Here is an 18,620-nt window from a genome sequence, read left to right as displayed (position 1 = left end):
GAGAAAACCCGGGGCCGCGCGAGACGGGGGGTTCTGTGGGTCACGCCCCCGCCGATCGAGCTGCGCAATCGCCTGGGCTCCAAGATCGTCATGACGCGCCTGGCCGACGAGGCGGGGATACCTAGCGTGCCCAACACGATCGGGCGGGCCGGCTCCTACGACGAACTTCTGGCGCTCGCGCAAAACGCCGGATTGGGAGATGACCTCGTCATCTCGATCGCCTACGGCAACGCAGGCAGCGGGACGTTCTTTGTGCACGGGCAGGGCGACTGGGACAAGAACGCCGGCGAACTGGTCGGCCAGGAGCTCAAGGTTATGAAGCGGATCCGCAATGTCGAGGTGTGCCTCGAGGGCGCCGTGACCCGCCATGGCACCGTGGTCGGCCCCGCGATGACGAGCCTCGTCGGTTATTCGGAGCTGACTCCGAGCCGGGGCAGCTGGTGTGGCAATGACATCTGGCACGAGGTGCTGCCGCCCGCCCAGACGCACGCCGCGCGAGAAATGGTGACAAAGCTGGGCGACGTCATGCGCCGCGAGGGTTACCTCGGCTACTTCGAGGTGGACCTGCTGCACGACCTCGACTCCGACGAGCTTTACCTCGGCGAGGTGAATCCGCGCCTGTCCGGCGCCAGCCCGATGACAAACTTGACCACCGAGGCCTACGCCGACATGCCGCTGTTCCTCTTTCATCTGCTCGAGTACATGGACGTGGACTACGAGCTCGACATCGACGACATCAACGCGCGCTGGGAGCGCGGCTACGGCGAGGACGAGGTCTGGGGCCAGGTGATCATCACGGAGACGTCGCCGGATCTGGAGATCTTCACCGCGACGCCACGCACCGGGGTATGGCGCCTCGACGACGATGGGCGGGTCTCCTTTTCGCGGACCGCCAACGACTGGGCCACGCTGCTCGACGGGTCCGAGGCCTTTTACCTGCGCGTCGCGGCGCCCGGCGACTTGCGCTCCGAGGGCGCCCAGCTCGGCGTGCTCGTCACCCGCTCACACCTGCAGACCGACGACTATCAGCTCAGCGACCGCTGCCAGCGCTGGGTCAAGGGCATGAAGGCGAAGTTCGTCTCAACGCCCCTGACGCCCGCCGCGCCGATCGTCTCTCGGCTCGTCGCGCGCGCGTGAGCGCCCCCGCCGGCATCTCACTGGACAACTGGCTGTCACCGCCGTACTCGCACTGGTCGTTCCAGCATGTCGAAGACGTGGTGCCGACCGCGCGGATCTCGCGAGGGACCGGCCCGGTCGCGGCGCTACCCCCGGCCCCCGCTCCCCTCGCGGACATCCCGGTGACCAACACCGACGGGATGGCCAGCAGCGTCGGCGCGGTGATGGCCGCCACCGCTACCGAGGGGTGGGCCGTCGCCCATCGCGGGTCGATGGTGGCCGAGGAGTACCTCGGCGCCCTCAAAGCCGACACCCGGCACCTGCTGTTCTCGGTGAGCAAGTCGCTGGTGGGTGCCGTGGTCGGCGCGCTGCACGGGGCGGGTGCGATCAATCTCGAGGCGCCGGTCACGAAATACGTTCCCGCCCTTGCGAATTCCGGCTACGACGGTGCGACGGTACGCCACCTGCTGGACATGAGGTCAGGCATCGCCTTCTCGGAAAACTACGACGACCCGTCCGCGGAGATACATCTCCTCGACCAGGCGATGGGCTGGGCGCCCAGGCGTAGCCCGGACGCACCTGCCACCCTGCGCGACTTCCTGCTGACCTTGCGGCAGAAGTCTGTGCACGGCGGCCCGTTCGAATATCGTTCGTGCGAAACGGATGTACTCGGCTGGATCTGCGAGGTCGCCGGCGGCCGGCGGATGCCCGAACTGATGTCGGAACTACTGTGGAGCCGAATCGGCGCCCAATGCGACGCCACCATCGGTGTAGACCCGGTCGGCACCGGATTTTTCGACGGCGGCATCAACGCGTGCCTTACCGACATGATCCGGTTCGGCTCGTTGTTCTTGCGCGAAGGTGTCTCGCTCACCGGCCGGCAAGTGGTGCCGGCCGAGTGGATCGCCGACACCCTCGACGGCGACCCCGACTCGCGTCAGGCTTTCGCCGCCTGCCCCGAGGACACCGAATTGCCCGGCGGGATGTACCGCAACCAGGTGTGGCTTCCCTACCCGGGCAACACCGTGGCGTTGTGCCTGGGCATGTGTGGTCAGATGACCTACATCAACCGCGCGACCGAGATGGTCGCCGCCAAGTTGTCCAGCCAGCCGCATTCCCACGAGCCGCACATGCTGGACACGCTGCGCGCGTTCGATGCGGTGGCACACGAACTGGCAGGAATCACCAGCTAGTCCGAGGGCGCGGTAGGGCACCACGAACGACCTCCGTGGCTGTCTGTAGCGTGACGGCCGTGAAATCTTCCCCGGTGTCTTACACCGCCGCGTTGGCGGCCTGTGTCGCGGCTGTCGTTCTGCCGATCGCCGGATCGGGCACGGCCACCGCCGCCGGCTCCTGTCCCACCGCCGCACCCCCCGCCGGCGGAACGCCCGACTGGACGTTGGCCGGAACCACGGGCAGCGTCGCGGTCACCGGGTCCACGGACACGACGGCACCTCGGGTGACCGTGACGGCGCCCTTCAGCGTGACCCAGACCCAAGTGCATACGCTGCACGCCGGAGACGGACCGATGGTCCCGGGCACCGCGAAGGTTTCCGTCTGCTACATGGGAGTAAACGGACGTGACGGGTCGGTGTTCGACAGCAGCTACGACCGGGGCGCTCCGGTTGACTTCCCGCTCGGCGGGGTGGTGCCCGGGTTCCAGAAGGCCATTGCGGGACAAAAGGTCGGGTCCACGGTCGCCGTCGCGATGACATCCGCGGACGGCTATCCCGACGGCCAGCCCAGCGCCGGCATCCGGCCGGGCGACACGCTCGTCTTCGCGATCAAGATCCTGAGCGCCTCGAGCTGACGCGTCAGTAGCACGGACCCAGCAACGGGTGACTCCTCGCACACGGGTGTGCCGGTCTTCCGGTGACTTTGACCGCTGGCGCAGGTCTAAACCGACGTCATCTCGGCCGTGTATAGGAGGCTCGCATGATCGAAGGAGCCAGCCGCGACGCTGTCTGGTCGGCGGTCCATGCTGAGCGCGCCGCGCTCGCGGAGGACCTCGCCGGTCTCGACGATGCGCAGTGGGCGCAGCCGTCATTGTGTGGACGGTGGGTTATCGAGGAGGTGGTTGCCCACCTGACGGCGGCCGCGAGCACCGGCCCCCTGCGCTGGATCACCAGTGCCCTGGGGGCACGATTCGACTTCGACCTGCATAACGACCGGCGTCTGGCCGAGCACCGAGGCGGAACACCCGCCGAGACGCTCGAGCGATTCCGGCGCGTCATCTCCAGCACCACCGCGCCACTGGGACCGACCACCGCGTGGCTGGGTGAGGTCATCGTGCACGCTCAGGACATTCGGCGGCCCCTCCGACTGGTCCGCACACCCCCGGTGGGCGCCGTCACCCCACTAGCGGGCTTCTATGCTCGGCGGGACTTCACAGTAGCCAGCCGGAGTGCGATCAATGGTCTGCGGTTGGAGGCGACGGACAGTTCCTTTGCGACCGGCGCCGGCCCGCTCGTCAGCGGTACGACCCTGGCGCTGACGATGGCGATGGCCGGGCGCGTTGCCTACTGCGACGATCTCGCCGGTCCCGGCGTCCCCGAGCTGCGCGCCCGATGCTCTGCCCGCTGAACAGCAGGGGTGGCCATCACAATCTCTGACGGATGAACGCGACGCGCTCTGGCTTGCGTCGCTGCATCGCTTGCGCCTCACGTCGCTGGCGCGCCCACCATGCTCGCAATGCTTGAGCGTCAATCGGCGTAGTCGGGTCGTCGAAAGGCGATGGTGCGGTGTACATGGCGCCTTCGTTCTGGAGATTATAGACGAATACGTTCACTATTTGCTATGAGCTTACTATGCGTGGCGAAGGAACGCCAGCGTCTACTGCGCGACCTTGCGGAAGTCACCGTCGGGGCTAGCTCGCCGGCGGTACCAGCGGCGGACGGCATACGTTGGCGCCCGGATCCCACCACCAGCCGTTGTCGCATGCCAGCGGTTGCGGCCCGACACCCAGCGGGCGGCACACATTGGCCGTGGGGTCCCACCACTGCCCCGCGTCGCACGCCAAGGGTTGTGGCCCGACACCGAGCGGTCGGCAGACCTTGCCCGTCGGGTCCCACCACTCGCCGTCCGCGCAGTCGGCCTTGCTCACCGGCGGAATCGTGATCGTCACGGCGGCCATCGATGCCAACGCCGCCATGACAGCGGGAACAAGACGGCGAACGAACGTCCTCATTGCAAGCCTCCCCCTGGCGGCATATGGATCATCGAACCGATCCCGGCCGTACAGGTCAAGAGGTCCGGCGCGGCTACCGTCGAGTCCGTGACGACTGAAACCGACCCCGCGACTGACGAAGCCGAGATTCGCCGGCTCATTGACGAGCTGGCCGGCGCCCTTCGGGCCCACGACCTTGATGCGGCGATGTCGATCTACGCGACCGACGTGGTGTCGTTGGACATCGAACCCGCGGTAAGCGCGTAGCCCGACGATCGCTCAACGGCCAACCCGGAAACGTTTGAGCCGCGACGCCGCGCCCGAAATCAATTCGACCCTGCTTGGCGGCAATTCGAGATGGGCTGCCAATAACCGGGCGACCGCGTCGTTAGCCTTGCCGTCGACCGCGCGCTCGCGGACATAGATCGTCAGCTCACCGTCAGGACCGACCTCGACGAGGGGCCCCTTGCGGCTGCCGGGCTTGACCTTGACGACGACGGAGTCGTTCATGCCGCGAAGGCTACCGCCGTCCGAATGCCGTACCGATGAGTTTGGGGTACGCCACGAGTCAGACCTTTAAGAGCCAAGAAATTGATCGCAAAGGTGGATCCCATGCCCGTGGACAACGAAGCCCTGCCCCCCGTCGTCGACCGCTCGACGTGGCGCGCCGCGCTCGACGAACTGCGCAAGCGCGAGAAGGCCGCGACCCGCGAACTGGACGCGATCGCGGCCCAGCGCCGGCGGCTTCCGATGGTCGAGTTGCCCGACTACACCCTGATCGGCGCCAATGGACCGGTCCGCCTGGTGGATGTCTTCGCCGGCCGGTCGCAGCTCATCGTCTACCACCACATGTGGTCGGACGGCGCTGAGTGGCAGTGCGGTGGGTGCACGGGTTTCACGTCTCAGTTCACTCGGCTGGAGTTCCTCGACAACTACGACGCCCGATTCGTCATCGTGACCAACGGACCGATCGAGGAGGCACTCGCCTACAAGCGAAAGGTCGGCAACCGGATGGAGTGGTACTCGTCGGCGCAGAGCACGTTCGGCGCCGACATGGACGCGCCTCCCGGCGGGGGGTTCGGGGTCAACGTGTTCCTGCGCGACGGCGACACCGTGTACCGCACGTGGCACACGAACGGGCGAGGCACCGAGCAGCTCAGCCATTCGTTCGGGCTGATCGACATTTTGCCGTGGGGCCGGCAGGAGGAATGGCTCGACTCCCCTGAGGGTTGGCCCTCCCGCCCGACATACTCGGGGTGGCTCGACTCCCCCGACATCGCAGCCGCCTACGGGCCCACGGAGAAAGAGGCCAACTCATGACGGCCACCGCCGAACGCTACGTCGCCACCCGCACTATCGAAGCGACGCCGACGCAGATCTTCGCCGTCCTGGCGGACCCCTCCCACCACTGCAACACCGAACCCACCGACTGGGTTCGTGACGCGGTGGACGTCGCACCGATCACCGGCGCCGGACGGACGTTCGCGATGAACATGTTCCTGACCCGGGCCGGTGGTGACTACGTCGTCCACAACCTGGTGAACGTGTTCGAGAAGGACCGTGCGATCGGGTGGATGCCCGGCCAGCTCGACGACGCGGGCAACCACCGCCCCGGCGGCTGGTTCTGGCGCTACGACCTCGCCCCGAACGGGGACCGCACCGACGTCACCCTCACCTATGACTGGAGCGGCACGCCGCAGGATTTCCGCGACCAAGTGGGCACGATGCCCATCTTCGGTCCGGACTACCTGGCGCAATCGCTGGCGGCCCTCGAGCGGTCGATCGCGCACTGATCCTCCGGTTCAACCCGCGAACGAATGCGGCACGGCACATATTCGGTCCACCGAAAAGTGCGCTTCGTACATCAGACTTGCATTCCAAATTGTTCGCCCGAAGCATTCCTCTGGTCGAATAGAAGCATTCGTCGGATTCGGCGGGCGATCCGGGTTTAGTTTGGTAAATCTCGATGACCCAAAGCCGGCGCCGTGCGGCCGCCGGATACCCGTTGGGAAGGCAACAATGAGGTGGTTGGCGGCGTGGTGGCGGCAGCCCGACCACTTCGACTGGCTGACCGGCTACCTGCAAGCCCACGGTCTGAGCGCCAACACCCGCCGCGTCCTGGCGGGGGTGTCCGCGTCGCTGGCGTTGTGGCCGGTCAACGTCCTGTGGGGCCAGACCCCGTTTTACCCGCGTGTGGCGCTGACCGTCTCCATGCTGGCCGGCCTGGTCGGGCTGGGCATGGCGATGGTGTGGTTGTCCCGGTGGCCCACGCGGCGTCAATCGATCGTTTTCGCGATGACCGGCAGCGCGAGCGTGGCCGCCGGCTGCCTCTGGCAGACCGAGCCGATCGTCGCGCTGATGGCGTGCTCGGCTTTAGCCGTTCCGGGTGGCTACGTCGCGTTTTTTCACACCGGCCGATATATGGCTCTGAACTTCTTCCTGGCCGGCGCGGTGGGGGCCGTCGAAGTGGTGCGCCTGGTCTTCGCCGGCGAGGCGACGCTGGCCTTCACCGGTTACTTTCTCGTGCTTGAACTCAACGTGATAGTGCCATTCGCCATCCAAATCGTCGTGCGGGCGCTGGGCGTGGATTTATTGCGCGCCAATCGCGACCCGCTGACCGGCCTATTGAATCGGCGCGCCTGCGACCGCGCCATCATCGGGCGGATGCTCGCCGCCGGAGATCACATGTTTCTGTCCGTCGCCATGGTTGACCTGGACCGCTTCAAAGCGGTCAACGACAGCCAAGGGCATGCGGCCGGCGACAAGGCGCTCGTCGCGGCCGCCCGGGCGCTCACGGCCGCCTGCCTGGACACCGCGGTCATCGGTCGGGTCGGCGGGGAGGAATTCCTGATCGCGGACGTCGTCACGACGCAACCGCCGCACGGGTGGGGTCATCGGCTCTGTCATGCCGTTGCGGCGATCCCCGCCCAGGTGACGGCCAGCGTGGGAACCGCCACCCTGCCGTTGCGCAGCGTGGGATGCGATGACGTCGAACGGGCATTTCGCCAGCTGGTCGCCGACGCCGACACCGCCATGTACGAAGCCAAGCGATGCGGCGGAAACCAGGCGCGGCACCACCGATCGCCGGCGGCGGCGCCGACGTCCTGACGGGTGGCGCCTTGGCTGGTCGCGGAGTTCACGCCGGGGCAAGCCGCCTCTGTCGGGAACGGAGCGCGTTCCGCTTACCCGCGCTGACGATCTCCTTGAGCGTCGAGACAAGCCGGTCGGGCCTGTCGCGCAGCGCGCGCGCCGCGGCCCGGACGACCAGTCGGGTCGTGAACAACTGTGATGGGCGGACGTCATGGTTGAGCACACCGAGAAGCATGCTTGTCGCTGCGGGATCGGCGGCGACCTCCTTCATCAAGCGCGTGTTGAGCGGTGTCGAAGCGCCTGGCATACCGAAATCATGTGCGAGCCAATGCATCTCATAAGCATCGTCGTCGCGCCACTGCCACCACCGCCGCATCGCCTCGTCGGGACTGGTGTCGCCCAGCCCGTCCTCGATGGAGCGGGCCAGCCGACACGCCTGGCGAAACGCGTCGCCGATCCCCTGCCCCGGCGATGGATCCTTGAAGTGGCCGGCGTCGCCGACGAGCACCCATCCGCGCCCGGCCGCCTCTCGGAAGTAGCCGTGCCAATTTGTCAGCACCCGGATGGGGCCGACGCGTCGACCGTCTCCGATTACCTCCGCAAGTTCGGGCCACGCCCGTAGGCCGGCGGTGAAGTTGGCGTCTCGATTGGCGTGGAACTCGACTTGTTTCGCCATATCGATCCCGATCGCGGCCATATAGAGGTCACCATCGGTGGGCCCGGCGAGGAAGGCCAGATCCCCGCGGCGACCGAGGCGCGCGTGTCCTTCCCGGTCGCGCACATCCTCGAAATAGGCCCAGGCAAACATCTTTCCGGGAGCTGCGACGTGATATTCGCGGGCACCGGCCAGCGTGGCGATCGTCGAATGCCGGCCGTCGGCCCCGACCACCAACCGTCCATCGATCGGGCCGGCGGCCGTGTCCACACCGGTGACGCGCCCGTCCTCGGTGCGCAGGTTTGTGACGCGCAAGCCCGTGCGAACGTCGGCGCCCGCCGCAGCCGCTGCGTCGACCAGCAACGCGTCCAGCGTCACTCGCCGAACGCACACGCCGCGGGGGGTCGTGATCGCGGGGTCGGCCGTGGCCTCGATCCGCACCGCATCGTCGATCACCATCGTCATGCGATCGAGCGGTACCGCCCCGGCGGCCAGCACCGCCTCCAGCACGCCCAGCCGGTCCAGCACCTGCACGCCCGACGGCTGAATGATGTGGGTCGAGGGGGTGTCCGACGGAAACCGGGCGCGGTCGACCAGACAGACGCTCAAGCCCCTCCGCGCGAGCATCGTGGCCAGCGGTGAGCCGGCGCACCGCGCGCCTACAACGACGACGTCGAATCGCTTCATTCCGCTCCCACAATCGTTCGACCAGCCTCGAACTCGACCTTAGCCGAATATTAAGGACATAGTAAGAGGTTCTTAGATAACGTTTAGGTTGTGCACGGCCACCTGGAAGGCCGCGCGGCGAGGCCCGCAGCCACGCGCGGCGAAATTAATTTGCCCGCAATGTGATTCAGCGCAACAGCCGCCTCGAGGCGGTGGGCACGGCGCGGGACGGCGGGGCGCACCGAGACCCCCGCCGTTCTTAGAGATGCCGCGCGGCGGCGGGCGAGGTCACCACCGTCGGCGGGTAGGGTCAGCGCATGACCGTTCTGCGAACCCAGGTCTGTGTAGCCGGCGGCGGTCCCGCCGGGCTCGTTCACGCTCTTCTGCTCGCCCGTGCCGGCGTCCAGGTTGTCGTGCTGGAGAAGCACAACGACTTCCTGCGCGATTTCCGCGGCGACACGGTGCATCCGAGCACGCTGCGGATCATGGACGAGCTCGGGTTCATCGACGAGTTCTTGCGCCTGCCCCACACCAAGATCACCCGTGTCGCCTTCGATACCGACGGCTCACTTCGCACCTTCGGCAACTTCAGCATGCTCAAACGGCTGGGCTTTCGACAGCCCTACATCGCGTTGATGCCGCAGTGGGACTTCCTGGACTTCCTGGCCGAAAAGGCAAGCGCCTACCCGGAATTCACTTTGATCCGCAACGCCGAAGTCAAAGACGTGATCTTCGACGGCGAGCGCGTCGCCGGGGTACGCACGCCCGACCTCGAGGTGCGCGCCGAGCTGGTGCTCGGCGCCGATGGACGCAAGTCTGCCGTGCGCGACGCCGCGGGCCTGACCATCGCCGCCGCGCATTCCCCGATGGACGTCTTGTGGTTCCGGCTGAAATGGCGTCCCGGCGACCCCCAGGAGCTGTTCGGGGTCATCCGCAGGGGGATGCTCATGGCGATGATCTACCGGGGTGACTACTGGCAGGTCGCCCATCTCATGCCGAAGGGAACCGACCCGCGTGAGGGGTCGCTGGAGGCGTTCAAAGAGCGTCTGGTCGCCGCGCGACCGCAGCTGCGCGAACACGTCAACGACCTGCACTCCTGGGACGACACCAGCCACCTCGACGTGCGGGTGGACCGGCTCGAGAAGTGGTGGCGCACCGGCCTGCTGTGCATCGGCGACGCCGCGCACGCCATGTCGCCGGCCGGCGGGGTCGGCATCAACCTCGCGGTCGCCGATGCGGTCGCCGCGGCGAATGTTCTGTGCGGCCCACTTCGTGAAAACCGGCTGACCGATGCCGACCTCGCCAAGGTTCAGAAACGCCGCGAGCTACCCACTCGAATCATCCAGGCCGGTCAGGTCTTCATCCAGAACCGGGCGGTCGAACCCAATCTGACCGGTGACCTGTCCCCCATCCCCATTCCCAAATTCGTCGGTCGCGGTCCGTTGCAGTTCCTTCCGCCGATCATCGTCGGGCGCGGTTTCCGTCCCGAGCATGTCCGCACCCCGGACGTACACGCCGGCTAGGGGTTTCCGGCCAGCGGATCGAACATGTGCGCCGGCTCGATACCGAGTTGTCGCGCCACGTGGCTTGTGTCCCAATACTCACGCCAGTGCGTGATCACACCGTCGCGGACCTCGAAAATGGCTGTGACGAAGAACTTCACGGTGACGCCATTCATGGCGTTGACGTCGATTCGTTCGACGACCACGGTGTCACCGCTCGACACAATCGCGCGAATTTCGCTTCCGTCGATCATGCCGGTGGAAAGGCTGTTGTGCTTCTCCAGCTCGGTGCGCGCGGCGTCGCGTCCGACGACCACCGGTGAGAGCGGCACGTGCAGCTGCCAGGCAAAGTCCTCCGCCATTAACGCCGTCATCGCGTCGATGTTCATGTGCTGGCCGTGAGCCGCGTGGATGAAGTCGAGCACCACCTGTTCGGTTTCGCTTTTGTTGGCCACGCCGTCTGGCATGTCGCTCTCCTGTCACATTCGCCCGGTGCCTAAATAAACCAATTGATTTAATGCTCGCGCGTCGACACTATCCGGCCCGCTGGCTTCGGTAACGGCCCCACCACTCCCCCTGTGGACGGGGCTGGCACCGGCATTGGCAAGTCAGCTGCGGCTTGAAATTCGGCCTGCTGTCTTTGCCCGCCTAAGGGATAATCGTCTCGTGATGGCCGTCGGGTTGAGATCCCGGACAGGTGGCGGGCTGCATCCAACAGACAAGACTCCGCTCTCGCGCGCGTACTCGTCGGACGGCTAGGCGGGTTCGCTACATGGCGGAGCAGGTCGTCGGGCGGCAAGCCGAAGTGCAAGCAGTCGCGGATTTTCTCGATGCCGCACCCCGCCAGCCGTGCGCTCTGGTCATCGAGGGTGAGCCGGGCATCGGTAAGACGACGCTGTGGTTGGATGCGCTGGACCGGGCTCGCGCGCGCGGGTTTCGCGCACTGAGTTGCCGCGCCGCCGCGGCCGAGTCGGTGCTGGCGTACACGGTGTTGGCGGATCTGCTCGCCGAAGTGGACGATTCGGCCCTGGCGGACCTGCCGATACCGCAGCAGCAGGCCCTGGATGGCGCGCTGTTGCGTTACCAAGGCGAGGCCCACAACGTCGATCCCCGAGCGGTGGCGGCGGCGTTTGTGACCGTCATCGGGCGGCTCGCCGCCGGAAACCCGGTGGTGATCGCGATCGATGACTTGCAATGGGTGGATAGGTCCAGTGCCAACGTTGTGTCGTATGCGGCACGCAGGCTGCCGGCCGGAGTGGCCCTGGTGTGCACGACCCGCAGCGGGGGGGAGGCGGCGCGGCTGCAACTGCCGAGCCCGGACGCCGTGCGGCGAATCGGGTTGCGGCCGTTGAGCGTTGGCGAGCTGCATCAGGTCTTGTCGCGTCGGATGGGCCGATCGGTTGCCCGCCCCACATTGCTGCGCATTCACGAAATCACCGACGGGAATCCCTTTTTCGCGTTGGAGTTGACTCGGGAACTCGGGACCGAGGGCCGTCCCTCTCGTTTGAGCCTGCCCAGCAGCCTCAACAACCTGGTCCGCTCCAGGATCGGCCGCGTCGGTGCCGACGACGTTTTGCTTGCCATGGCCAGCCTTCCCGATCCCACCGTGCCGGTGGTGGCGCGGGCGACCGATTCGACGCCGGATCAGGTGGTGCAGTCGCTCGCTGAGGCCGAAAGCCAAGCGGTGGTGGCTATCGACGGAAACCAACTCCGATTCACTCACCCGATTCTGGCGCACGGCGTTTACACTGCGGCATCGCCCCGGCGCCGCCGCGAAATGCACCGGCGACTGGCCCAACTGGTCACCGAACCGGAGTTGCGCGCCCGCCACCTCGCGTTGGCAGACACCTCCGGACAGCCAGAGACCATTGCCGCCATCGACGCCGCCGCCGATATCGCCCGCGACAGAGGAGCGCCGGTCGCTGCTGCGGAACTGCTTGAACTTGCCTTTAGCCTGGGCGCGGACGACTCGGATCGGAAGATTCGTTGTGCTGCGTACTATTTCGATGCGGGTGACCCGGGCCGGGCACGAGAGATTCTCGATCCGGTTGTCGCGACGCTTCGGGCGGGTCCAGTCCGTGCACAGGCATTGCACCAGCTGGGGTTGGTCCGCCTCTACGACGACAGTTTCCTCGAGGCGGCGGAGTTGTTGGAAGCTGGAGTAAGGGATAGCGCCGCTGACGTCGGACTGCGGGCGCGCATCCTCGTCAGCTTGTCGTTCGCTCTGCTCAACGCCGGCCGGGCCCAGCAGGCCTATGAGCGTGTGCAACAAGCCGTGAGCGATGCCGAGAGCCTTGGCGCTGGAGATCTCCTCAGCGCCGCCCTCGGAATGCGGGCCGTGTTGGATTTCATGGGCGGGCAGGGATTCGACGAGCCCGCCTTGCACCGCGTAGTCGAAATGGAGGATCGAAGCGCGCGGATTCCGTTGGCGTTGCGGCCTCATGTGCAGCTGACGCTCTTGCGTGCGTGGACGGGTGAGCTTGCGCGAGCCCGAAATGAGCTCGCAGAGCAGGCTCGGCAATGTCTCGCCATCGGCGAGGAAGGTGAGCTGATCTTCGTCGCCTTCCATCTCACCTTGGTGGACATCTGGCTTGGCAGATTGGACGACGCAGCGATCACCGCCGACGCAACGACGGAGCGGGCATCCCAGCTGGGCGGTGACTTCCCATTGTTTATCGCTCGCACCCTTCGGGCCGCGGTCGCCGCCTACGTCGGCCGCCTGGATGACGCTCGTGCCGACCTAGGCGAGGCGATTGAAGCCGGCCAACGTTGCGGCTCAACGCGGTTGGTCGAGTGGCCCGCGATGTTGGCCGGGTTTGTCGAGGTGTCATGCGGTGACTATCCGGCGGTCCTCGGCGCGCTTGAACCGGTGTTGCCCATGGTGCAGGCACTCCCCGACGTCAGCGAGATCATTTCTTCGTCTTTCGTTCCCGACGCCGTGGAGGCGATGGTCGGTCTCGGGCGTCTGGACGATGCCGAGCCGTTGGTCGACGCGTTTGAGCGCAACGGCCGTCGGCTTGACCGCGCGTGGACGCTGGCCATCGGGATGCGCTGTCGCGCCATGCTGCAAGCCGGGCGCGGCGACATCAGTGCCGCCGTGACGACGGCCGAGCTGGCGGTCGCCGAGCATGAACGCCTGCCTATGCCGTTCGAGCGTGCCCGCACCCAGCTGTTGCTCGGTCAGCTGCAACGTCGCCAGCGCCGCCGAGACGCCGCCGCCACGACTTTGCAAGAGGCCGCGCAAACCTTTCGGCGGCTCGGCACCACGGTGTGGGCCGAGCGTGCCGAAGCCGAACTGGCACGGGGCATCTTAGGACGACGCCGCGACCATGGGTTGACCGAAACCGAGGAACGCGTCGCCGAGCTGGCCGCCTCGGGCATGATCAACCGCGACATCGCCGCGGCCCTGTTCATCAGCGCCAAGACTGTGGAGGTTAACCTCAGCCGGATCTACCGCAAACTCAACATCCGGTCCCGCGCTGAGCTGTACCAAGCGCTGCAGGCATGGAAATTGGAAAACGATATGAGTAGGTAAACCCCTGATGTAAGCGATCGCCGGCGGCAATAGCGTGGCAACGGTGGCGATCGTCGAAGCGGGGACAGAGTCGTTTCTTGTCGAGTGGTATGGCCCGCACGCGCCCGCGCACTGGATCGGCGAAACCGCCCGGCGGCTCAACGACCGGGCCGCATCGGCCTCGGCTCGCGGTGGCCGGGTCCGATTGCTGATGGCGGTTGCCATTCCCTCGGACGACTACGCGTTCGGCGTGTTTGCGGCCCCGTCGGCCGAGATTGTCGCCGAGATCTGCGACGGCGCGGGCGCTCCCCCGGAGCGGATCAGCGCCGCTGTTGGCTGGTGGAGCGGTCAGGACGGCTGAGGGGCGACCGCAAGTGTAGGGATTTCCCTGATTCGCCGCTCTGGCTCGACCCCGACGATTAACCCACGCGCTCGATACATCTCGCGCTCGCGCCGGTTGCGTAGCGGAAGGGGTCACGATGTCTTTTTTGGTAGCGGTTCCGGAGACGATGACGTCAGCGGCTACGGATCTGGAAAACCTTGGCGCCACGCTCGACGCCGCACATGGAGCTGCGGCCTCCCCTACGACGGGCATCCTGGCCGCCGGGGCCGACGAGGTCTCGGCCGCGGTGTCGGCGTTGTTCGGCGAGTACGGGCAGACCTACCAAGCGCTCAGCGCGCAGGCGGCCTCGTTCCATCAGCAGTTCGTCCAGCTGCTCAACGGCGGCGCGACACAGTACGCGCTTGCCGAGGCCGCCAACGCCAACCCGCTGCAGACTCTTGAGCAGGATGTGCTCGCCGCCATTAACGAGCCCACCCTGCTGCTGACCGGGCGGCCGCTGGTCGGCAACGGCGGCAACGGGGCCCAATTCTCCGGGCAAAACGGCGGGGACGCCGGATGGTTGTTGGGCAACGGCGGAAACGGTGGGTCCGGCACTGCCGGCCGACCGGGCGGCAACGGGGGCGCTGGCGGCCTGTTCGGCGGTATAGGCGGGAGGGGTGGAACCGGTGGCGGCCCGGACATGGGCGGCAACCCCGGGCGGGGTGGCAACGGCNGCGGTCCGCGTCAGGCTTGAGGGCCCTCCGACGGCGGCCAGTGCGAGCCCGGCGACGCGTCGCCGGGCTCGGCGTGCTCGCCGCGGGCCAACGGCACCCACTGCTCGGTCGGCGCGGGCTGCTTGGACGACGGGAAGTCTCGCAGGCTGCCCGACGGCTTGGCGTCCCACTTCGCGAACGTCAGCGGGGTGCCCAGCCAGCAGTGCAGCAGGTTGTACACCGCCTCCAGCGAGTCGATGTGGGTGCGCTCCCACCCGTGGCTGCCGTCGACCCCGAAGCCGACCAGCGCGGCCCTGGTGCCCGCGCCCGCCTCGATCGCCGCGGCGGCGTCGGAGCGGTAGTAGCGAAACACGTCGCGCACGAAGGGAATCGATTGCTCCTCGGCGAGCCGGCACAGCCTGCGGGTCAGGTGGTAGTCGAAGGGGCCGTGCATGTCGGCCATCGGGATGGTCACGCCGTCCTCGATGGAGTGCTGGCCGGGCGCGCACACCGCGTTGTCCACCGAGACCAGCTCCGCGACGTCCGCGGGCAGGCCGTGGCTGGCGCCGTGCCCGACCTCCTCGGTGATGGTGATCATGATCGTGGTGCGGTGCGGCAGCACCACCTTGTGCTCCGAAAAGTTCTTGGCCAGTGCGAGCGCGATTGCGACCCCTGCCTTCCCGTCGAGGTGGCGGGAGACGATGAAGCCGTCGGCGGTGAGTTCGGGGCTGGCGATCAACGCGACGAAGTCACCGACGTTCAGGCCCAGGCGCACCAGGTCTTCCCGCGAGGAGACCTTGCGGTCGACGCGGACCTCGACGTGTTTCCAGTCCGTGGGTTGGGTGTCGATCTCGTCGCCGAACGCGTGCCCGCTGGACTTGAGCGGCAGGACGGTGCCGGTGATGAACTCGTCGGGGTCGTCGCTGAAGATTCGTACGCGGGCGCCCGTGGCGAACCGGGCCGAGAAGGTGCCGACGGGAACCAACTCGAGGCGGCCGTTGTCCTTGAGGCTGCGCACCATGCAGCCGATGGTGTCCGCGTGAACCGCCAGCGCCCGGTCGGTGGTCGCGGACTCCCCCGGCAGTTCGGCGGTCAGCGCACCGCGGCGGGTCAGGGTGAACGGCACGCCAAAGTCGTCGAAGATGTCACCGATCAGCTGCATCACAGCGTCCGTGCGCCCCGCGGGGCTCGGGGTCTGCAGCAGCGCGAGCAGGGTGTCGATCATCCACGCGCGGTCGGCCTCAGCCATGGCCGCGGTTTGGCGCACGGTGTCTCCTTTCGGTGTCGTCCGGATTCGCGTTCAACCTACCGGGTGGTGGGACCCGGCCGGCTGGCAGGCGGAATCCGCGAAAATACTTTCCCCGTCATTGCTGCAAATTCACGTTAGGCTCCTCGATGTCCGGGTTTACATCGCGCATGAGGAGCCCGCTATGAAAGTAGATGCGGAAGGACACCAGGAAGAAGACGTCCGCCGGCTACGTGAATTCAACGCATTCGACAAATTCTCCGACGGTGAGTTGCGGCGTCTCGTCGAAGCGGCACACCGCATCGCGCGGTCCAAGCCGTGGCCGCTGATTCAGGAGCAGACTCCCTCGGATGCCTGCTACATCATGCTCAGCGGGGAGGCCGGGGTGTACGTCGGCCAGGACCGCATCGCCGTGTTAGGCCCGGGCGAGGTGATCGGCGAATCTGTGCTCCGCCGCGGGCAACTCCGTTCTGCGACGGTGACGACGACGGGGCCCTCGGAGGTGCTCCGGATCGAACGCGACGAGCTCGCCCGCCTGCTCAAGGAGATGCCCGCCCTGCGCGAGACGATGGACGCGACCGTCGCCCGACACGAGCCGGTGGTCCGCGCGCAGGGGAAGCCAAAACAGGACCGCTGCGGGGTAAACGGCTCGGTCCCGGCGGACCTGGTCGAACGTTTCGAGGAGGCGGCCACCGGCGCCGGGGTGAGTGTTTCGGCGGCGCTCGAGGACGCGCTCACCCAGTGGATCGCTGGGCGCTAGCAAGCGGATTCGCGCTCTGAGATGAGCGCGGCGAGGGCGAGGGTCCGCTGGGCGTCGCGCACGTGCAAGCTCTCGATCATCCGGCCGTCGACCGTGATGACGCTGTTTCCCGCCGCCCGGGCCTGATCGTAGGCCGAGACGATCTTGCGGGCGTCGGCCAGCTCCTTTTGCGACGGGCCGAACTGGTCGTTGGCCGGAACGATTTGGGACGGGTGGATGAGGGTCTTGCCGTCGAACCCCAGCTCGCGACCTTGTCGGGCCTCGGCGCGGAAGCCGTCTTCGTCGGTGATGTCGTTGAAAACGCCGTCCAGAACGACCTTTCCGGCCGCCCTCGCGCCCAACACCGCCAGCGACAACGCCGTCAGCGCCGGCGTGCGTCCGGGGACGTGCAGTGCGTGCAGATCGTTCACGAGATCGTTGGTGCCCACCACGAATGCGGCCAAGCGATCGCTGGCCGACGCGATCTCTTCCGCCCTCAGGAAGGCGCGGGGCGTCTCGATCATCACCCACAGCCGCAGCGAATCCGGCGCGCCGAGCGTGTCGAGGGCCGCGGCCAACGCTTGGACCTGTTCGCCTGTCTCGACCTTGGGCACCAGCACGCCGTCGGCGACCGAGGCGGCCACGGCGGCCAAATCGTCGTCGTGCCAGTCGGTGTCGAGGCCGTTGATGCGGACCACGACCTCGCGAGGCTGGTAGCTCTCCGACGAGATCGCGTCGCACACCTTCGCCCGCGAATCGGCCTTGGCATCCGGTCCAACGGCATCCTCGAGGTCGAAGATCAACACGTCCGCCGGCAGGGTCTTGCCCTTCTCCAGCGCCCGGGAGTTGTTGCCGGGCAGGTAAAGGGCCGATCTGCGCGGGCGCAACGCCGGTGCCGTCGCCTCTTCGCGTTCAAGTTCCACGCGGCAAGGGTAGGCGGCGCCGATCGGCGTGGCCGAGCCGGAATGTCAGGGGGTGGGTCCGGCTAGAAAATCAAGGGCGGGAGGTTCGCGGACTGCGGGATAACGCCGACCTGGGTTCCTTGGAAGAAGAACTCCAAACCGAAGGTGGTGAACGACCCGCCGGTGATCTGGCCCAAAGCGGTTCCGGTCACGGAAATTGCCTGGTAGCCGACTGGCGTGAGCCCACCTAGGCTTACCCCGAAGCCGCCGGGTCCGGCGTACTCGCTCCCGGTCGCCGACAGCCACGTCAGCGGGCCCAACGGGGTGTTGATCGTCCCGGTTCCGTTCACCGCCAACCCGATGCCCGAGCCGCCGGGCGCAACGAACGGGATCCCACTCAGCGACAACGACCCCACTTGGCCAAGCGGACCGTTCAGGATCACGGATTCGGCCACACCTCCAGCGCCCCCGCTTATCGCAACCTGCAACGGGCCGAAATTCTGGCTAAACGTTTGAGCCGGGCTGGCGGCGGCCGCGCCAACGCCCGTCGTATTCAGCGGGCTCATCACCGTTTGCCGGGCATTGGCGACTTCGGTACTCACATATTGCGCGGCCCCGCCATTCAACAGGTTCACGAACTCGTCGTGAAAGGCCGCCGCCTTGGCGCTGAGCGCCTGAAATTCTTGACCCCGCGCACCAAAAAGTGCAGTGACCGCCGCCGAAACCTCATCGGCGCCCGGCGCCGCGATCGCGGTCGTCTGACCAGCCGCCGCCGCGGCCGCAGTGCGCAATGCAACGCCCAGGTTCTCCAGGTTTCCGCCGGCCGCTGACACCAGCTCCGGTGCGATGCTCAGCAACGACATAACCCCGCCCTCCACCGAATAGCCGCGAAACATGCGCCGAGACATTTGGCGATCGCCAAATCGTAACAACCGGTGATCGATTAGGAGCCGAATTGGCGTGAATTCATTGGCCGTGTCGGCCGGCGT

General features: G+C 66.9%; 19 protein-coding genes and 1 pseudogene. 13 read left to right on the top strand and 7 right to left on the bottom strand.

What is annotated here, in order from left to right; genetic code table 11:
• The 4 genes from BN4348_RS41980 to BN4348_RS41965 form a co-directional block, all read left to right on the top strand.
• On the top strand, positions 1 to 1,137 hold a 1,137-nt coding region (locus BN4348_RS41980), incomplete at its 5' end, for a biotin carboxylase (RefSeq protein ID WP_066912975.1).
• Positions 1,134 to 2,309 (top strand): serine hydrolase domain-containing protein, encoded by a 1,176-nt coding sequence (locus BN4348_RS41975; protein WP_066912937.1) that lies wholly within the window; start codon positions 1,134 to 1,136, stop codon positions 2,307 to 2,309. The genes BN4348_RS41980 and BN4348_RS41975, both read left to right, overlap by 4 nt.
• 50 nt (positions 2,310 to 2,359) lie before the next feature.
• Positions 2,360 to 2,926 carry an FKBP-type peptidyl-prolyl cis-trans isomerase gene (locus BN4348_RS41970; protein WP_066912935.1) on the top strand — a complete coding sequence of 189 codons (567 nt, stop codon included), beginning with the start codon at positions 2,360 to 2,362 and terminating at the stop codon, positions 2,924 to 2,926.
• Positions 2,927 to 3,051: 125 nt separating this feature from the next.
• A complete protein-coding gene (locus BN4348_RS41965) occupies positions 3,052 to 3,699 on the top strand; it encodes a maleylpyruvate isomerase family mycothiol-dependent enzyme (RefSeq protein ID WP_066912933.1) in 648 nt (215 codons plus the stop codon).
• Positions 3,700 to 3,982: 283 nt separating this feature from the next.
• On the opposite strand, the gene BN4348_RS41960 is transcribed toward BN4348_RS41965, so the two are convergent.
• Positions 3,983 to 4,303 (bottom strand): hypothetical protein, encoded by a 321-nt coding sequence (locus BN4348_RS41960; RefSeq protein ID WP_066912931.1) that lies wholly within the window; start codon positions 4,301 to 4,303, stop codon positions 3,983 to 3,985.
• Positions 4,304 to 4,390: 87 nt separating this feature from the next.
• On the opposite strand from BN4348_RS41960, the gene BN4348_RS60000 reads away from it, so the two are divergent.
• Positions 4,391 to 4,549, top strand: a complete 159-nt coding sequence (locus tag BN4348_RS60000; protein WP_160040434.1) for a Cif family virulence factor — start codon at positions 4,391 to 4,393, stop codon at positions 4,547 to 4,549.
• A gap of 12 nt (positions 4,550 to 4,561) precedes the next feature.
• Here the strand turns inward: BN4348_RS60000 and BN4348_RS41955 are convergent, their stop codons facing one another.
• Positions 4,562 to 4,792 (bottom strand): DUF167 domain-containing protein, encoded by a 231-nt coding sequence (locus tag BN4348_RS41955; protein WP_066912930.1) that lies wholly within the window; start codon positions 4,790 to 4,792, stop codon positions 4,562 to 4,564.
• Positions 4,793 to 4,894: 102 nt separating this feature from the next.
• Here BN4348_RS41955 and BN4348_RS41950 point away from each other — a divergent pair, with 102 nt between their 5' ends.
• The 3 genes from BN4348_RS41950 to BN4348_RS41940 all read left to right on the top strand — a co-directional run bounded on the left by BN4348_RS41950 (position 4,895) and on the right by BN4348_RS41940 (position 7,390).
• Entirely contained in the window at positions 4,895 to 5,602 is a 708-nt protein-coding gene (locus tag BN4348_RS41950) for a DUF899 domain-containing protein (protein ID WP_066912928.1), read from the top strand.
• A complete protein-coding gene (locus BN4348_RS41945; RefSeq protein WP_066912927.1) occupies positions 5,599 to 6,075 on the top strand; it encodes an SRPBCC family protein in 477 nt (158 codons plus the stop codon). The genes BN4348_RS41950 and BN4348_RS41945 overlap by 4 nt, the downstream gene beginning before the upstream one ends.
• A gap of 226 nt (positions 6,076 to 6,301) precedes the next feature.
• Complete coding sequence (locus BN4348_RS41940; protein WP_066912925.1) at positions 6,302 to 7,390, top strand: GGDEF domain-containing protein; 1,089 nt, start codon at positions 6,302 to 6,304, stop codon at positions 7,388 to 7,390.
• Positions 7,391 to 7,418: 28 nt separating this feature from the next.
• On the opposite strand, the gene BN4348_RS41935 is transcribed toward BN4348_RS41940, so the two are convergent.
• A complete protein-coding gene (locus BN4348_RS41935) occupies positions 7,419 to 8,714 on the bottom strand; it encodes an FAD-dependent oxidoreductase (protein ID WP_066912924.1) in 1,296 nt (431 codons plus the stop codon).
• A 296-nt stretch (positions 8,715 to 9,010) separates the two neighbouring features.
• Between BN4348_RS41935 and BN4348_RS41930 the strand changes: the two genes are divergently transcribed.
• On the top strand, positions 9,011 to 10,216 hold the full coding sequence (locus BN4348_RS41930; RefSeq protein ID WP_084454158.1) for an FAD-dependent oxidoreductase: 1,206 nt from the start codon (positions 9,011 to 9,013) through the stop codon (positions 10,214 to 10,216).
• Here BN4348_RS41930 and BN4348_RS41925 read toward each other — a convergent pair.
• Entirely contained in the window at positions 10,213 to 10,620 is a 408-nt protein-coding gene (locus BN4348_RS41925; protein WP_235852721.1) for a limonene-1,2-epoxide hydrolase family protein, read from the bottom strand. The two genes, BN4348_RS41930 and BN4348_RS41925, sit on opposite strands and share 4 nt — an antisense overlap.
• A 347-nt stretch (positions 10,621 to 10,967) precedes the next feature.
• Between BN4348_RS41925 and BN4348_RS41920 the strand changes: the two genes are divergently transcribed.
• The 3 genes and pseudogenes from BN4348_RS41920 to BN4348_RS41910 all read left to right on the top strand — a co-directional run.
• A complete protein-coding gene (locus BN4348_RS41920; RefSeq protein ID WP_066912922.1) occupies positions 10,968 to 13,730 on the top strand; it encodes an AAA family ATPase in 2,763 nt (920 codons plus the stop codon).
• A 43-nt stretch (positions 13,731 to 13,773) separates the two neighbouring features.
• Positions 13,774 to 14,070: a hypothetical protein gene (locus BN4348_RS41915; protein ID WP_066912920.1), complete on the top strand. Its 297-nt coding sequence runs from the start codon at positions 13,774 to 13,776 to the stop codon at positions 14,068 to 14,070.
• A gap of 118 nt (positions 14,071 to 14,188) precedes the next feature.
• Positions 14,189 to 14,764: pseudogene (locus tag BN4348_RS41910) on the top strand (PE family protein); the annotation flags it as partial.
• Between the two features lie 11 nt (positions 14,765 to 14,775).
• On the opposite strand, the gene BN4348_RS41905 reads toward BN4348_RS41910, so the two are convergent.
• Positions 14,776 to 16,011, bottom strand: coding sequence for an osmoprotectant NAGGN system M42 family peptidase (locus BN4348_RS41905; RefSeq protein WP_066912916.1), 1,236 nt, complete (start codon positions 16,009 to 16,011; stop codon positions 14,776 to 14,778).
• 163 nt (positions 16,012 to 16,174) lie between these two features.
• Here BN4348_RS41905 and BN4348_RS41900 point away from each other — a divergent pair, with 163 nt between their 5' ends.
• A complete protein-coding gene (locus BN4348_RS41900; RefSeq protein ID WP_066912971.1) occupies positions 16,175 to 16,750 on the top strand; it encodes a Crp/Fnr family transcriptional regulator in 576 nt (191 codons plus the stop codon).
• On the opposite strand, the gene BN4348_RS41895 is transcribed toward BN4348_RS41900, so the two are convergent.
• Positions 16,747 to 17,652: an HpcH/HpaI aldolase/citrate lyase family protein gene (locus BN4348_RS41895; RefSeq protein ID WP_066912914.1), complete on the bottom strand. Its 906-nt coding sequence runs from the start codon at positions 17,650 to 17,652 to the stop codon at positions 16,747 to 16,749. The genes BN4348_RS41900 and BN4348_RS41895 overlap by 4 nt on opposite strands.
• A 62-nt stretch (positions 17,653 to 17,714) precedes the next feature.
• Positions 17,715 to 18,539, bottom strand: coding sequence for a PE family protein (locus BN4348_RS41890; protein ID WP_142308697.1), 825 nt, complete (start codon positions 18,537 to 18,539; stop codon positions 17,715 to 17,717).
• Between the last annotated feature and the right edge of the window lie 81 nt (positions 18,540 to 18,620).

Origin of the sequence: Mycobacterium interjectum (genome assembly GCF_900078675.2) — a bacterium.
GTDB classification, from domain to species: domain Bacteria; phylum Actinomycetota; class Actinomycetes; order Mycobacteriales; family Mycobacteriaceae; genus Mycobacterium; species Mycobacterium interjectum.
Note: the sequence above shows the minus strand (reverse complement) of the source record. Positions and strands in the feature narration are given on the sequence as shown.